Genomic DNA, 15,034 nt, shown 5'->3' with positions numbered 1-15,034 from the left:
CGCCGAGGCCGCGCCGGCCCCGGCCGCCGCTCCGGCCGCCGCGGAGGCTCCCGCCGCCGCTCCGACCATCGTCGACAAGCAGGACAAGGGCGACAACGCCTGGATGCTGACCTCGGCGCTGCTGGTCCTGCTGATGATCCTGCCGGGCCTGGCCCTGTTCTACGGCGGCCTGGTCCGCTCCAAGAACATGCTGTCGGTCATGATGCAGGTCTCGACCGTGGCCCTGATCGGCTTCGTCGCCTGGTTCCTGTGGGGCTACAGCTTCGCCTTCACCGACGGCGGACACTGGGACACCTTCGTCGGGGGTCTGGGCCGTCTGTTCCTGAAGGACGTCACGCCATCCAGCGTGGTCGCCACCTTCTCGACCGGCGTCGTGATCCCGGAACTGACCTTCATCGCCTTCCAGTCGACCTTCGCCGCGATCACCGCGGCCCTGGTGGTCGGCTCGCTGGTCGAGCGCATGAAGTTCGCCGCCATCGTGGCCTTCGCCGTGCTGTGGCCGCTGCTCTCCTACTACCCGATGGCCCACATGGTCTGGTGGTGGCCGGGTCCGGACGCGATCGCTCTCAACCCGACCGCGCCCGTCAAGGCCGGCCTGATCTGGAGCTTCGGCGCCCTCGACTTCGCCGGCGGCACCGTGGTCCACATCAACGCCGGTATCGCCGCCCTGGTCGGCGCCATCATCCTCGGCAAGCGCCAAGGCTTCGGCAAGGAGCCGATGCCCCCGCACTCGCTGACCCTGACCCTGGTGGGCGCCGGCCTGCTGTGGGTGGGCTGGTTCGGCTTCAACGCCGGCTCGAACCTCGAGTCGAACGCCTACGCCTCGCTGGCCATGGTCAACACCTTCATCGCCACCGCCGCGGCCGGCCTGTCCTGGATCGTCGTCGAGTGGATCACCCGCAAGAAGCCGTCGGCCCTGGGCCTGGCCTCGGGCGTGGTCGCCGGCCTCGTCGCCGTCACCCCGGCCGCCGGCTTCGCCGGTCCGATGGGCGCCCTGATCCTGGGCCTGGTCGTCTCGCCGATCTGCATCATCTTCTGCTCGGCCGTTAAGAACGCCCTGAAGTACGACGACAGCCTGGACGCCTTCGGCATCCACGGCATCGGCGGCATCGTCGGCGCCATCGGCACCGGCCTGGTGGTCAACCCCGCCTGGGGCGGCGCCGGCGTCGTCGACTACACCTCGTGCGCCAAGGACGGCGACATCTCGACCTGCGACACCGCCGCCTACGACCTGGTCACCCAGGTCATCGCCCAGCTGAAGGGCGTCGGCGTCACGATCGTCTGGTCGGCCGTCGCCTCGATCATCGTCTTCCTGGTGATCAAGCTGGTGATCGGCCTGCGCGCCTCGCCGGACGCCGAAGAAGAAGGTCTGGACATCTCCGAACACGGAGAACGCGCCTACCACAGCTGAGCCTTCGGGCTCCGCTGGTAAGCGGTCCAAAAAAGAAGGGCGCGGAAGCTTCGGCCTCCGCGCCCTTTTTCTTTGCCGTCTCCGTGCGTCCTTCGAGGCTCGCCTGCGGCTCGCATCTCAGGGTGAGGACGTCATTGCATTGAATTCCTCATCCTGAGGCACCCGCGAAGCGGACCTCGAAGGACGCACCAGCTCTCTACGGAACCCGCTTCGCCGAGATGATCTTCAGCGGCGGGTCGATGATCTGGCCGGTCATCACCGGATTGATCGCCTTGCCCGGCGTCGGCAGGGCCAGGATCTTCTTCACGACGTCCATCCCTTCGACCACCTTGCCGAAGGCGGCGAAGCCCTGGTTGTCGCCCGAGGCGGCCGGATTGGCGTCCAGGCCCGGGGCGTCGCCGATCAGGATGAAGAAGTCCGAGGTCGCCGTGCCCGGCGCGTTGCGGGCGATCGAGACCACGCCATCCACGTGCTTGAGGCCGGTCTTGGTGGTCGGCTCGTGGGCGATCGGCGGCAGCACCCGCTTGGGATCGCCCTGCACCCCGCCCTGGATCAGACCGTACTCCGGCGCGCCCGGCGCCCGCGAGGCCCGGAAGAAGGTCGCCCCATCATAGCGCTTCTGGTCGACATAGCGCAGGAAGTTGGCCGTGGTGATCGGCGCTTCCTTCGTGGCCAGTTCGATGACGATGCGGCCCAGCGGCGTCTCGACGGCCACGCGCGTGGGCGGCTTGGGCGCGGGCTGAGGCGGGGCGGCGGCCTCCTGAGCGATCGCCGACGTAGAGGCGGCCGCAGCGGCGGCGGCGAGAAACAGGCGGCGGTCCATATGTGGGCTCCAACACGACGCAAACGCCAGGAAGACTAGGCGGAAACCACCTCATCTCAAAAGCATCGTCATCCCGGCCGAAGCGCAGCGTAGAGCCGGGACCCAGGGGCCGCCGCAAAGCATCGGCTACCCACCGGGCGGCAACCTTGGCGCGGCGCCCAGTCTCCTGGGTCCCGGGTCTGCGGCGCTACGCGCCTTCGCCCGGGATGACGGGCTAAGGATGAGCTAGAAAGGCCCGCCCAGGCGGCACCGCTTCACCCACCACTCCGGCCGCATCGCCTCGATGCGCTCGGCAAGGCCCTCGGCCTCGATGTCGCCGGCGCAGATCGCAAAGCAGGTCGCGCCCGAGCCCGACATCCGCGCCAGCAGCGCCTCGGGCTCGCCGGCCAGCAGCTCCAGCACCTGCCCGATGCGCGGCTCCAGGGCCACGGCGGGGGCCTGCAGGTCGTTGCGGGTCAGGGCGGCGAGCCAGGCGCAGACCTCCTCGGCGCTCTCGAAGGCGTCGGGCGTCGGCGGCGGAGCCTCCCCGCGCGGATCCACGGCGGCGTCATAGGCGCGATAGACCGCCCCGGTCGGCGATGGAACCAGCGGATTGACCAGCACCGCGTGCAGTTCGGGCAGCGCGGGGGCCGGCGACAGCCGCTCTCCCCTGCCCTGCGCCATCACCGGCGCGCCCCACAGGCACGGCACGCCGTCGGCGCCCAGCGCGCCGGCCACGGCCTCCAGCTCGGCGTCCGACAGCGACAGCCCCAGGGCCTCGCGCAGCAGCCGCAGGGCCGCGCCCGCGTCGCTGGAGCCGCCGCCCAGGCCGGCGGCGATCGGCAGGGCCTTGTCGAGGATCAGCCGCACCGGCGGGGCCGGTCCGCCGACGGCCTCATGCAGGGCGCGGGCTGCGCGGACCACAAGGTTGCCGCCATCGACCGGGATCTCGCCGCCGAACCGACCCGTGGCCTCGAAGCTCGGCGCGTCGGCCGGCTGGATCGACACCGTGTCGCCGACGTCGGCGAACACCATCAGGCTCGACAGCGGATGATAGTTCTCCGCGTCGGGCCCGCCGACGTGCAGGAACAGGTTGACCTTGGCCGGGGCGAAGGCGGAACGGCGCATCGAGATATCCAGGAGAACTAAGGCGCCAAGCCCTACAGCGTGTTCGCGCCGTTGGCCACGGCCGGGGCCTTGGCCGGCCCCTTGGCGCCCAGGCCGTCCTTCAGCTTGGCCTCGGCGGCGGCCTTCTGCTCGGCGGTCGGCTCCAGGCTCAGCACGCGCCGCCACTGGAACTGGGCCTCGGTCTTGCGGCCCAGGCGCCAGTAGACGTCGCCCAGATGGTCGTTGATGTCCGGATCGCCGGGCTCGAACTCGATGGCCTGCTCCAGCATCTCGACGGCGGCCTTGTCGTCGCCCAGGCGGTGATAGGCCCAGCCCAGAGAGTCGAGCATAGCGCCCGACTGCGGGTTGGCCTTCACGGCCTTCTGGACCATCGACAGCGCCTCGGCCAGGCGCTCGTTGCGATCGATCCACGAGTAGCCGAGGTAGTTCAGCAGCTCAGGCTCGTCGGGATTGAGGCTGAGGGCCTGCTGCAAGTCGCGCTCGGCGTCGGGCCAGCGGCCGGCCCGCTCCAGCGACACGCCGCGCATGTAGAGCAGGCGCCAGTCGGGCTTGTCCTTCTCGGCGGCCACCAGCGGGTCGATCACCGCCACGGCGTCGGCCCAGCGGTCGTTGGCCCGCAGCAGCTCGGCATAGACCAGCTGGGCGCTGCGGCCTGCGTTGGGAGACTTGGCGGCGGCCTCGGCGATGGCCAGGGCCTTGTCCTTGTCGCCGGCGGTCTGCAGCGTCCAGGCGATCTTGCCCTGGGCGGCGGGATAGCGGGACGAACTGGCCGGAACGCGGGCGTAGGCGGCGCGGGCCGCCTCGGGGTCGCCGCCCTGGTCGAGCAGGTCGCCGACCATCAGCAGCGCGTCCTCGCGCTTGGGATCCAGGTGCAGGGCCAGGCGCAGATAGGCCAGGGCGAATTGGCTCTGGCGCTCGTTGCTGAACACCGCCGCGCAGGCGACCAGGCTGTTGGCCGCGCCCTGGCGGATCGTGCTCAGCGGCGGGGCGGCCTTCTTGGCGGCGGCGCGGGCGCGGGCCTCCAGCAAGGCGGAGTCGGTCGGGGCGTTGGCCAGGATGGAGTCGTAGAGGGCCACGGCCTCGTCGCGGCGCTTGCGGCGCTCCAGGAACGCGCCGTAGTCGATGGCGAACATCGGCCGCACGGCCGCGACCTCCATCAGGGCCTTGTAGTCGGCTTCGGCCTCGGCGGTCTTGCCGGCCCGCTCCAGGATCTCGGCGTGGCCCAGACGGCCGAAATACTGCACCAGGCGGTCGTTACGCAGCTCGGGCAGGGTCTGGGCCTTGGCGGCGTCGCCGGCCGCGGCGGCGGCCCACGGGGTCAGCAGGGTGACGACCGGACGATGCGGGAAGCCCAGGGTCGGATCCGCCAGCAGGGCTTGCGCGTCCTTGCCCTTGCCGCGCGACAGCAGGTCGACCGCCCGGGTCAGCACGCCCAGGCGGCGCACGCCCTCGGTCCCGCCCGGCGCGACCGGCGCCAGTTCGGCGGCGCGCGACACCTCGCCGGCCAGCAGCGAGGCCGTGAAGGCCCGCTCGGCGATCAGGCCAGGGTCCTCGCCCAGGTTGCGGGCGGCCTGGAAATAGGCGGCCGCCTCGTCGCTGCGTCCGTCCTCCATCGCCGCCTGGCCGGCCAGGAACTGGCCGTAGGCCGAACGCCCTTCCCAGGGCGCGCTGGCGTTCCAGCCGCTCTGCGCGCCGCGCAAGCCGGGCTCGGACGTGGCGCAGGCGGCCAGAACGGCCGTGGAGGCCAGGGACAGGAGGACTCGGAGACGCATCATCCGGCCACCCTGTTCGGTTTCAGGGCCTCGTTCAAGCATCCTTCTCCCCTTGCGGGAGAAGGTGTCGTCCGCAGGACGACGGATGAGGGGTCGCACGAACGAAAAACGCCGCGACGGCTGATCGGCTGTCGCGGCGTTCGATGTCTGAGAGCCCCCTCACCCGACCTCCCTTCGGGAGGCCACCCTCTCCCGCAAGGGGAGAGGGAAAGAGCCTTACATGTTCGGATAGTTGGGGCCGCCGCCGCCTTCGGGCGTCGTCCAGACGATGTTCTGCGAAGGATCCTTGATGTCGCAGGTTTTGCAGTGGACGCAGTTCTGGGCGTTGATCTGGAACTTCGGATTGGCGCCCTGCTCGTCGTACAGCACCTCGTAGACGCCGGCCGGGCAATAGAGGCGCGCCGGTTCGCCGTACTTGGGCAGGTTGACGTCGATCGGGATCGACGGGTCCTTTAGCTTCAGGTGCGCCGGCTGGTCTTCCTCGTGGTTGGTGGCCGACAGGAAGACGCTCGACAGCTTGTCGAAGCTGATCACGCCGTCGGGCTTGGGATAGACGATCGGCTTGTAGTCCTTGGCCAGGCCCGTCGACGCCGCGTCGGTCTTCTCGTGTTTCAGCGTACCGAAGAACGAGAACCCGCCCAAGAGGTGCGCGCACCACATGTCGAACATGCCGGCCGCGCCGCCCAGGGCCGTGCCCAGCTTGCCCAGCAGCGGCTTGGCGTTGCGGACGACCTTCAGTTCCTTGGCGACCCACGACTTCTCGAAGGCGGCTTCATACTCGACCAGGGCGTCGCCCTCGCGGCCGGCGGCGATGGCCTTGAACGCCTCCTCGGCGGCCAGCATGCCGGTCTTCATGGCGTTGTGGCTGCCCTTGATGCGCGGCACGTTGACGAAGCCGGCCGAGCAGCCGATCAGCACGCCGCCCGGGAACGACAGCTTCGGGATCGACTGGTAGCCGCCCTCGGTGATGGCCCGCGCGCCGTAGGCGATGCGCTTGCCGCCTTCCAGGTAGGGCCGCACGGAGGGGTGCTGCTTGAAGCGCTGGAACTCGTCGAACGGCGACAGCCAGGGGTTCTTGTAGTTCAGGTGCACCACGTAGCCGATGGACACGTAGTTGTCCCCGAAGTGGTACATGAAGCTGCCGCCGCCCGTCTGGTTGTCCAGCGGCCAGCCGGTGGTGTGCTGGGCAAGGCCCGGCTGGTGCTTGTCGGCCGGGATTTGCCACAGCTCCTTGATGCCGATGCCGTACTTCTGCGGCGACTTGCCGGCGTCCAGCTCGAACTTGGCGATCAGCTGCTTGGCCAGCGAGCCGCGCACGCCCTCGGCGATGAACACGTACTTGCCGTGCAGCTCCATGCCCGGCTGGTAGTCCGGCTTTTCATGGCCGTCCTTGGCGACGCCGACCACGCCGACGACCACGCCCTTCAGCGAGCCGTCCTCGCGCCACACCGTGTCCGAGGCGGCGAAGCCCGGATAGATCTCGACGCCCAGCTCTTCGGCCTGGGCGGCCAGCCAGCGGGTGACGTTGCCCAGCGAGGCGATGTAGCAGCCGTGGTTGTGCATGAACGGCGGCATGGCGAACATCGGCAGGCCCAGCTCGCCCTGCGGACCGAGCAGCAGGAACTTGTCCTTGGTGACCGGGGTCTCGAGCGGCGCGCCCTTTTCCTTCCAGTCGGGGATCAGTTCGTTCAGCGCCTTAGGATCGATGACCGCGCCCGACAGGATGTGGGCGCCGACCTCCGAGCCCTTTTCCACCAGGGCCACGCTGATTTCGGTTCCGGCCTTCTCGGCCAGTTGCTTGAGACGGATGGCAGACGCCAGGCCCGCCGGGCCGCCCCCGACGATGACGACGTCGTATTCCATCGACTCGCGTTCGAGGACTTCGCTCATGGCTTCTCCCGCCCCAGGCTCTTGAGTGGAGCCTGCCTTCTTCCTGTTTGAGTCGGACTTTATCCGAACGTGACGCCACGGCGGTCAAGGAAAACCGGATAGTTTTTGTTGCACCGCAGCGCGGACATATCGGTGACGCAGCCCATTATACTCGCTAGAGAAAACGTCATGAGCCTCGCCGTCGATCCGCGCGCCGTCGAAAGCCTGCTGGCCTTCTGGGCCGATGCGGGGGTCGAGGCCTGCTACGCCGACGAGCCGATCGACCGTCTGGCCGAGGGCGCGGCCCTGCTGCGGGCCCGCAGCCAGCCGCAGCCGGTCGCGGTCGCTCCGCCCCCCCCCCGTCCCGGCGCGTTCGGCGGCGTCGACATCGGCGCGGCGGTCGCCCAGGCCAAGGCGCTCGCCGCCGCCTGCAACGACCTCGAAAGCCTGGCCGCCGCCATCGCCGCCTTCGACGGCTGCCCGCTGAAGACTCAAGGCGCCAAGCAGGCGGTGTTCTCGCGCGGCCCCGGCGACGCGCCGGTCATGGTGATCGGCGAAGGCCCCGGCGCGGAAGAGGACGCCCGCGGCCAGCCCTTCGTTGGTCGCGCCGGCCAACTGCTCGACCGCATGCTCAAGGCCGCCGGCCTGCAGGACCGCGCCTTCATCACCAACACCGTCTTCTGGCGCCCGCCGGGCAACCGCACGCCCACGCCCCAGGAGCAGGCCGTCTGCGCCCCGTTCGTCGAACGCACCATCGCCCTGGTGAAGCCCAAGCTGATCCTGATGGTCGGCGGCGCCTCCGCAAAGAGCATGCTGCGCCGTGACGAGGGCATTTTGTCGCTTCGCGGCCGCTGGTTCGAGTGGCGCTCCGAGGACGGCCAGATCGAGGTTCCGGCCTTGCCCAGCTTGCATCCGGCCTTCCTGCTGCGCCAGCCGGCGGCCAAGAAGAAGGCCTGGCAGGACCTCCTGATGCTGGCTGAAAGACTTGATCGGCCGGAAAGGCCCCATTAAACAAGCCGCTGACCAGTCGGAACGGGGACGCGCGCCGCCTTTGCAAAGGCCTTGCGCGGATACGATTTGCAGCTTTTCGCTCGCCCTCTGGCCGTTGTCTCGGCCCTCGCGCTTTGCCTGAACCTCGCCGCGCCCGCGGTGCGGGCAGCGGGGCTCGAACCTCTGTCCGACAGCGACCAGCGCTTCTACCAGGCCGCCTTCACGGCGGCCGACCGCGGTGATTTCGACGCCGCCGAAGCCGCCTTCGCCAACACCCGCGACCGCAGCCTGATCGGCAAGCTGTCGCTGACCCGGCTGATGCACCCGACGGCCTACACGGCCAGCTATGACGACCTGACCGGCTGGCTGAAGCTCTATGGCGACGAGGCCGGCGCCGATCGCGTCTACGCCCTGGCCCTCAAGCGCAAGCCCGCCCGCTTGCCGGAGCCCAAGGCCCCCGAGCTGTTCGTCGAGGTCGCCCAGGGCGTGCGCAGCGCCGGTCCGGCCGACAAGGGCCGCGCCGCCCGCGAAGCCTATTATTCCGGCGACGTGAAGGCCGCCCTGAAGCTTGCCAAGCTGGCCAACGAGCGCTGGATCGCCGGCCTTGCCGCCTTCCGCCTGGAATCCTACCCCGAGGCCCGCGGCTATTTCGAGCAGGTGGCCCACGACGAGGGCCAGGACGACTGGCTGCGCGCCGCCGGCGCCTTCTGGGCCGCCCGTTCGGCCAGCATGTCCGGCGACAGGACCGCCGTCCGCGACCTGCTGAACCAGGCCGCCCAGGCGCCGCAGACCTTCTACGGCATGATCGCCGCCCGACAGCTGTCGATGGCCGGCGTGGCCGTGGCCAACGATCCGGACGACCCGATCGCCGCCCTGATCACCCGCGTCTCCTACAACGGCCCCGACCCGGCCTCGCTGGGCAAGCTGCTGTCCTCCGACCTTCGCGCCCGCCGCGCCGCCTCGCTCGCCCAGCTGGGCCGCTGGACCGAAGCCGGCGCCGAGCTGCGGGCCGGCCTGTCGCTGGCGACCGACGACAAGGCCCGCGCCGACTGGAGCGCCCTGACACTGGCCCTGAACGCCCGCGCGCCGTTCAACGCCGGCCGTCCGGTCAAGAAGATCGGCGGCGAGGACTATCCCCTTCCCGAGCTGGCGCCCAAGGGCGGCTTCACGATCAGCAAGGCCCTGGTCTACGCCCTGGTGCGCCAGGAAAGCCGCTTCGACCCGATGGCCGTCTCCGGCGCGGGGGCCGTGGGCCTGATGCAGCTGATGCCCGTCGCCGCCGCCCGCGCCGCCGGCGACGACAAGCTGCTGGCCGACAACACCCCGCTGTTCGACCCGGCCTTCAACCTGCGGGTCGGCCAGGACTACTTCACCTGGCTGATGGACCGCGGCCTGCAGAGCCCCGACATCCTGCGCGCCGTGGCCGCCTACAACGGCGGCCCCGGCACCCTGCTGAAGGTGCAGCAGCAACTGGGCCAGGACTGCGACAGCCTGCTGCTGATCGAAAGCCTGCCGGCCCAGGAGACACGAAACTACGTCGAGAAGGTCATGGCCTCGTACTGGACCTACCGCCGCCTGCTCGGCGCGGAGACCAAGACGCTGGACGCCGTGGCCAGCGGCCAGCGGGTGATCGATTTCCGGTTGGATATGTAATCCGCTTCCTTCTCCCCTTGCGGGAGAAGGTGTCGGCGAAGCTGACGGATGAGGGGTCTCTCAGACGCAAAACGCCGCGACAGCTGATCGGCTGTCGCGGCGTTTCTGTACGTGCAACCCCTCACCCGACCCTGCTCCGCAGGGCCACCCTCTCCCGCAAGGGGAGAGAAAATTCTAACCCGCCTCCCCCGTCAGCTCCCGGCGCGCCTTCTCCAGCTCCTCGGCATAGCGCCGCGTCGCATAGGCCTCCGACAGCACGCCCAGCACGTTCTTCTTGTCGTCGATCACCGCCAGCTCGTCGGTCTCGCCGTGGTCGAAGGCGCGCATGACGTCCTTGATGGTCTGGTCGGGCTTCAGCGCCGTGTCGGCGTTGATCGCCAGACCCGCCACGGGCTTCTCGCCGTCGCCGCCGTCGACATAGGCCTTGGCGGTCGGGATCACCCCGGCATAGAGCCCGGTCTCGTCGACCATGATCACCCGCTTGGTCGAGCCCAGCGGAAAGCGGCGGCGGAACTCGGCCAGGGTGGTCGAGGCCGGCACGGTCTGGACGTCCTTGCGCATCATCCGCCCGGCGCTCAGCGGCCGCATCCACGAGACGTCGTGGGCGCTGCGGACGGTCTCGCCGCGCAGGTGCAGCCGCCAGGTCGAGAACGAATAGCCGAAGGTCTCGCGCACCATGGCGCTGGCGATCATCGAGGCCACCAGGGCCGCGGCGGCCACGGTGAAGTCTCCCGTGGCCTCCAGCACCAGGAACGACATGGTGAAGGGTCCGCCGACCACGGCCACGCCCAGCGCCGCCATGCCGACCAGGGCCGCGACGGTGGGATCCAGGCTCGGCGCCCACGGGATCAGCAGCGACAGCGCCGAGAACACCTGGCCGATCAGCGCCCCCAGGAACAGCGAGGCGAAGAAGAGGCCGCCCCGGAACCCGAAGCTCAGCGAAATCACCGAGGCCAGGGCCTTCATCGCCAGCAGCAGCACCAGCATCTTCAGCGGCAATTCCGTCATCAGGTTCAGGTGCAGCGCCCCGTGCCCGGCCGACAGGGTCTGGGGCGTGACCAGGGCCAAAGCGGCCAGCCCGACGCCGCCGATCGCCGGCCGCAGCCAGCGCGGGATCGGCGAGCGCGTCACCAGCCGCTCGGCGTTGGCCACCAGCCGCATCAGGGCGATGCCCAGCACCGCGCTGATCAGGCCCAGCAGGGCATAGAGGCCGTAGTCGGTCCACGACTGCACGGCCTGGGTGTCGGTCTTCAAGAGATAGGGGATCGCGCCCATCTTGCCGGCCACCAGCACGGCGGCCAAGGCGGCGGCGGCCACGGGCGCCAGGTTGGCGACGGTATAGGCCCCGATGACGATCTCGAAGGCGTAGAAGGCGCCCGTCAGCGGCGCCCCGAACGCGGCGGCGATGGCGGCCCCGGCCCCCGCCCCGACCAGGGTGCGCATGTCGGCCCGGCGCAGGTTCAGCCGCTGGCCGGCGAACGAGGCCGCCGCCGCGCCGGCCTGGGCGTAGGCCGCCTCCAGCCCCACCGAGGCCCCCACCCCGTTCGACAGCATGGTCTGGCCGCAGATGAAGGCGCTGTCCTTCATCGACAGCCGCCCGCCGTGCAGGGCGTTGGCCTCGACTGGGTCGACGGCCGGACGCGGCCGGTACTTGGCCCAGGCCCAGCCGGCCGCGCCCAGCAGCAGGCCGCCGATCGGAATGGCCAGCAGCCGCCAGGGCGCCACATGGGTCTGGGCGCTCAGCCGCTCGTTGATGTCGATCTGGAACAGCAGCATCTGCAGGCCGTGCGCCACCTGGGCCTGCACGACCGCGAAGGTCCCCGCCGCCACGCCGATCAGGGTGGCCACGGCGATCAGCCAAAGCTCGCTCGAACGGATCCTGCGCCGCAGCCAGCCGACGCCCTTCACGGATGCGGCGGCGGAGGCGTGGGCGAGCGACATGTGTTCTCGATAACGCGGGGCGGCGGGTGACTTCAATCCCGCAAGACCCCCTCAGTCGGCTTCGCCGACAGCTCCCCCAAAAGGGGAGCATCTCGAAGAGCGCCGCGCCCGCAGATCCTCCCCCTCTGGGGGAGGTGGCCCGGAGGGCCGGAGGGGGCCGGCGCTAGACCTTCAACCGCCGCGCCTTCAGCCGCCCCGCAAGCGCCTTCTCCGGCGCGCTTCCCGCGAACCCGGCCGTCGCCGCATAATCCAGCCGCCGCGACAGCAGCCCCAGCGGCGGCGCCGTCAGCCGGCTCAGCAGGCCGCCGGCCGGAACCAGCAGGGCCGCCGCCCCCGCTCCGCCGGCCAGGTGCGCCTCGACCGGTCCGCGCCAGGTCTCCGGCAAGCCTCGCGCCGGATCCAGCGCCAGGATCCAGTCGCCCCGAGCCACCGCCGCGCCCGCCGCCAGCAACACACCCCTGTCGCCCGACGCCACCACGAACCGCGCGCCGCTGTCCTCGATCAGCGCGTCGAGCCCCGGCTCGGCCGCGCCGACGATCACCACTTCTTTGACAAGGCCGTCGACGGCCGCCGGCACCAGCTGGGCCAGAAGCTGGGCGAGCGCGTGCACGGAGGCTGGGCCGGGCGCGACGGCGGGGAGGATCACAGAGATCATGCTCCGGCTTTGCGGCCTCGCCCCATGCGGCGTCAAGCATCGTTCTTGTTATGTTCCAAATGTAGGCGTATGGTTCGTCCCATGCTGTCGCGCCGCTCCTTCACCGACACCGCCTACAAGACCGGGACCGCCGCCCTGCGCGGTCGCGGGGCGCGCAGCAACGAGACCGGCCGTTACGAGAGCCGAACCTCCGAGCCCTTCGAAGACGGCTGGACGGAAGAAGACAACGCCGCCCGACCGCTGACCACCAGCGTGCTGGCCATGAAGTCCAAGACCGTCATCGCTCGCAACAAGAGCCCCGACGTCGGCTTCGACCGCTCGATCAACCCCTATCGCGGCTGCGAGCACGGCTGCATCTACTGCTACGCCCGGCCCGCCCACGCCTATCTGGGCCTCTCGCCGGGCCTCGACTTCGAGAGCAAGCTGTTCTTCAAGCCCGAGGCCGGCAAGCTGCTCGACCGCGAGCTTTCCAAGCCCACCTACAAGGTCGGCTCGGTGCATATCGGCGGCGACACCGACCCCTATCAGCCGCAGGAGCGCGGGCTTCGCGTCACCCGGGCGGTGCTGGAGACGCTGAGCCGCTATCGCCACCCGTTCTCGATCATCACCAAGTCGGCCCTGATCACCCGCGACCTCGACATCCTGGGCGAAATGGGCAAGGCGGGCCTGGCGCGGGCGGCGGTGTCGATCACCACGCTCGACCGGCGCCTGGCCCGCAGCATGGAGCCGCGCGCCGCAACGCCCGAACGCCGCCTCGACGCCGTGCGCCAGCTGTCCGAAGCCGGCGTGCCGACCATCGTCATGTTCGCCCCGGCCATCCCGTCGCTGAACGACCACGAGATGGAGGCGGTGCTGGAACGCGCCAAGGAGGCCGGCGCGGTGGCTGCGGGATACGTCGCTATCCGCCTGCCGATGGAGATCCACGGCCTGTTCGAGCAATGGCTGGCGTCGGACCATCCCGACCGCGCCAAGCGGGTCATGTCGCTGGTGCGCCAGATGCGCGGCGGGGCGGCCTATGACAGCGAGTTCGGCAAGCGCATGACCGGCGAAGGCCCGATCGCCGAGGTGCTGAACCAGCGCTTCCACGCCGCCCTGCGCCGCTTCGAGCTCGACAAGCCCCTGCCCCGCCTCGACATCACCCAGTTCCGCGTCCCGCCCAAGGCGGGGGATCAGTTGAGTTTGTTTTAGTCGCTCTTTCCACCCCTACGCCCGTCATCCCGGCCGAAGCGAAGCGTAGAGCCGGGACCCAGGGGCCGCCGAATTGCGCCGGCCGCCCCAGAGGCGCCCGATCTGGGTGTCGAGCCCAGTCGCCTGGGTCCCGGCTCTGCGGCCCGCTACGCGGCCCTCCGGCCGGGATGACGACGGAGGGAAAGGCAGAGGATGAACGTCCACGCTTGCGTCTGTCACAGGAAGGTCCGCCAATGCCGCCCATGACGACAAAACACCGTTACGCTGGCGGATGCCTGTGCGGCGCCGTGCGCTGGAGCGCCGTGGGCGAACCGACCTATCAGGGCTATTGCTGCTGCGGCGACTGCCGCAAGGCGTCAGGCTCCGGCTTCGTGCCGTTCATGGGCTTTTCGGCCTCGGCGGTGACGATCACCGGCCAGACGCTGAAGATCCGTTCGCCGGCCTTTCGGGGCGGCACGGCGCTGCGCAACGCCTGCCCGGCCTGCGGCGGCCTGGTGTTCGGCGGCGAGGTCGGGGTCGACGCCAGCCACACGATCTATGCCGGCTCGCTGGACGATGCGGCGCAGTTCGCGCCGACCATGGCGCTCTTCCTGCGCGACAAGCCCGACTGGGTGGTGCTGCCGCAAGGCCTGGCGACCTTCGACACCATGCCGGACTAGAAAATCACCAACCATCTGTCGGCACGAGCGCCCACCGTTCGTCCTGGCCAAGAACCGCCCGAGCCGGGGCGCCATAAAAAGGGAGAACGAGCATGTCGGATACGAGCGGAAAGTTCGGCTGGTACGAACTGATGACCACCGACGTCGAGGCGGCGGCCAAGTTCTACGCCGAGGTCGTCGGCTGGACGCCGACGGATTCCGGCCTGCCCGGCCCCACGCCCTACACCATCCTCAATGTCGGCGACGCCGGGGTCGGCGGGGTGTTCACGCCCGAGGGCGGCTGTCCGGAAGGCTCGCGCCCCGGCTGGATCGGCTACATCTTCGTCGACGACGTCGACGCCTATGTCGGCAAGGTCGTCGCGGCCGGCGGCTCGGTGTTCATCCCCGCCGGCGACATCCCCACGGTCGGCCGCTTTTCCGTGGTCGCCGATCCGTACGGGGCGGTCTTCACGCTGTTCAAGCCGTTCCCGCAGGATGAAGTCCCGCCGCAGCCGCCAGAATGGGCGCCGGGCACGTTCGGCTGGCGCGAACTGATGGCCGGCGACCTCGAAGGCGCCTTCGCCTTCTATTCAGGCCTGTTCGGCTGGGTGAAGACCCAGGCCATCGACATGGGTCCGATCGGAACCTACCAGCTCTTCGCCTACGAGGCGGGCGGGCCCGACGTCGGCGGCATGATGACCAGGACCCCCGACATGCCGGTCTCGTTCTGGAACTACTACGCCCAGGTCGACAGCGCCTGCGCCGCCCGCGACCGCGCCCTGGCCGCCGGCGCCACGACCATGATGGACGTCCACCAGGTGCCCGGCGGCAGCTGGATCTACATGGGAACCGACCCACAGGGGGCCGGGTTCGCGGTGGTTAGCCAGAACAACTGACGCCTTCGGGGGGCGTGGCCAACTCGGCGACGCCCCCTCAGTCGCTCCGCGACAGCTCCCCCAGAGGGGGAGCATCTTCGCGGCGTAGATC

Annotated in this window: 12 protein-coding genes; 6 read left to right on the top strand and 6 right to left on the bottom strand. The window is 70.0% G+C overall.

Annotated elements, in window-relative coordinates; translation table 11 throughout:
- Nucleotides 1–1,411, top strand: a 1,411-nt coding sequence (locus AC07N1_RS24985; RefSeq protein ID WP_494674248.1) for an ammonium transporter, incomplete at its 5' end; no start/stop codon positions are given.
- Nucleotides 1,412–1,607: 196 nt separating this feature from the next.
- Here the strand turns inward: AC07N1_RS24985 and AC07N1_RS24980 are convergent.
- The 4 genes from AC07N1_RS24980 to AC07N1_RS24965 form a co-directional block, all read right to left on the bottom strand.
- On the bottom strand, nt 1,608–2,234 hold the full coding sequence (locus AC07N1_RS24980; RefSeq protein ID WP_494674247.1) for a peptidylprolyl isomerase: 627 nt from the start codon (nt 2,232–2,234) through the stop codon (nt 1,608–1,610).
- A gap of 225 nt (nt 2,235–2,459) precedes the next feature.
- Nucleotides 2,460–3,341, bottom strand: a complete 882-nt coding sequence (locus tag AC07N1_RS24975; RefSeq protein WP_494674246.1) for a 4-(cytidine 5'-diphospho)-2-C-methyl-D-erythritol kinase — start codon at nt 3,339–3,341, stop codon at nt 2,460–2,462.
- A gap of 32 nt (nt 3,342–3,373) precedes the next feature.
- Nucleotides 3,374–5,116 (bottom strand): tetratricopeptide repeat protein, encoded by a 1,743-nt coding sequence (locus AC07N1_RS24970; protein ID WP_494674245.1) that lies wholly within the window; start codon nt 5,114–5,116, stop codon nt 3,374–3,376.
- 213 nt (nt 5,117–5,329) lie between these two features.
- Nucleotides 5,330–7,003, bottom strand: a complete 1,674-nt coding sequence (locus AC07N1_RS24965) for an electron transfer flavoprotein-ubiquinone oxidoreductase (protein ID WP_494674244.1) — start codon at nt 7,001–7,003, stop codon at nt 5,330–5,332.
- Nucleotides 7,004–7,171: 168 nt separating this feature from the next.
- Here AC07N1_RS24965 and AC07N1_RS24960 point away from each other — a divergent pair, with 168 nt between their 5' ends.
- Nucleotides 7,172–7,993: a uracil-DNA glycosylase gene (locus AC07N1_RS24960; protein WP_494674243.1), complete on the top strand. Its 822-nt coding sequence runs from the start codon at nt 7,172–7,174 to the stop codon at nt 7,991–7,993.
- Between the two features lie 66 nt (nt 7,994–8,059).
- Nucleotides 8,060–9,625, top strand: a complete 1,566-nt coding sequence (locus AC07N1_RS24955; protein WP_494674242.1) for a lytic transglycosylase domain-containing protein — start codon at nt 8,060–8,062, stop codon at nt 9,623–9,625.
- Nucleotides 9,626–9,799: 174 nt separating this feature from the next.
- Here the strand turns inward: AC07N1_RS24955 and AC07N1_RS24950 are convergent, their stop codons facing one another.
- Both AC07N1_RS24950 and AC07N1_RS24945 read right to left on the bottom strand, forming a co-directional pair.
- A complete protein-coding gene (locus tag AC07N1_RS24950) occupies nt 9,800–11,566 on the bottom strand; it encodes a chloride channel protein (protein ID WP_494674241.1) in 1,767 nt (588 codons plus the stop codon).
- Nucleotides 11,567–11,729: 163 nt separating this feature from the next.
- Nucleotides 11,730–12,221, bottom strand: a complete 492-nt coding sequence (locus AC07N1_RS24945) for a cell wall biosynthesis glycosyltransferase (RefSeq protein ID WP_494674240.1) — start codon at nt 12,219–12,221, stop codon at nt 11,730–11,732.
- An 81-nt stretch (nt 12,222–12,302) separates the two neighbouring features.
- Here AC07N1_RS24945 and AC07N1_RS24940 point away from each other — a divergent pair, with 81 nt between their 5' ends.
- From AC07N1_RS24940 to AC07N1_RS24930, 3 genes are all read left to right on the top strand, one after another.
- Nucleotides 12,303–13,409 carry a PA0069 family radical SAM protein gene (locus AC07N1_RS24940; RefSeq protein ID WP_494674239.1) on the top strand — a complete coding sequence of 369 codons (1,107 nt, stop codon included), beginning with the start codon at nt 12,303–12,305 and terminating at the stop codon, nt 13,407–13,409.
- A gap of 242 nt (nt 13,410–13,651) precedes the next feature.
- Complete coding sequence (locus AC07N1_RS24935; protein WP_494674238.1) at nt 13,652–14,068, top strand: GFA family protein; 417 nt, start codon at nt 13,652–13,654, stop codon at nt 14,066–14,068.
- A 92-nt stretch (nt 14,069–14,160) separates the two neighbouring features.
- Nucleotides 14,161–14,943 (top strand): VOC family protein, encoded by a 783-nt coding sequence (locus AC07N1_RS24930; RefSeq protein ID WP_494674237.1) that lies wholly within the window; start codon nt 14,161–14,163, stop codon nt 14,941–14,943.
- The last annotated feature ends 91 nt before the right edge of the window (nt 14,944–15,034 follow it).

It is taken from the genome of Caulobacter sp. GW821-FHT09B11 (assembly GCF_059418205.1).
This window is presented reverse-complemented; position numbering and strand designations above follow the sequence as displayed.

Coding starts and splice junctions, on each gene's coding strand:
- AC07N1_RS24940 (WP_494674239.1), top strand. CDS start 12,303: ATGCTGTCGCGCCGCTCCTTCACCGACACCGCCTACAAGACCGGGACC.
- AC07N1_RS24945 (WP_494674240.1), bottom strand. CDS start 12,221: ATGATCTCTGTGATCCTCCCCGCCGTCGCGCCCGGCCCAGCCTCCGTG.
- AC07N1_RS24960 (WP_494674243.1), top strand. CDS start 7,172: ATGAGCCTCGCCGTCGATCCGCGCGCCGTCGAAAGCCTGCTGGCCTTC.
- AC07N1_RS24950 (WP_494674241.1), bottom strand. CDS start 11,566: ATGTCGCTCGCCCACGCCTCCGCCGCCGCATCCGTGAAGGGCGTCGGC.
- AC07N1_RS24970 (WP_494674245.1), bottom strand. CDS start 5,116: ATGATGCGTCTCCGAGTCCTCCTGTCCCTGGCCTCCACGGCCGTTCTG.
- AC07N1_RS24965 (WP_494674244.1), bottom strand. CDS start 7,003: ATGAGCGAAGTCCTCGAACGCGAGTCGATGGAATACGACGTCGTCATC.
- AC07N1_RS24930 (WP_494674237.1), top strand. CDS start 14,161: ATGTCGGATACGAGCGGAAAGTTCGGCTGGTACGAACTGATGACCACC.
- AC07N1_RS24980 (WP_494674247.1), bottom strand. CDS start 2,234: ATGGACCGCCGCCTGTTTCTCGCCGCCGCCGCTGCGGCCGCCTCTACG.
- AC07N1_RS24935 (WP_494674238.1), top strand. CDS start 13,652: ATGACGACAAAACACCGTTACGCTGGCGGATGCCTGTGCGGCGCCGTG.
- AC07N1_RS24975 (WP_494674246.1), bottom strand. CDS start 3,341: ATGCGCCGTTCCGCCTTCGCCCCGGCCAAGGTCAACCTGTTCCTGCAC.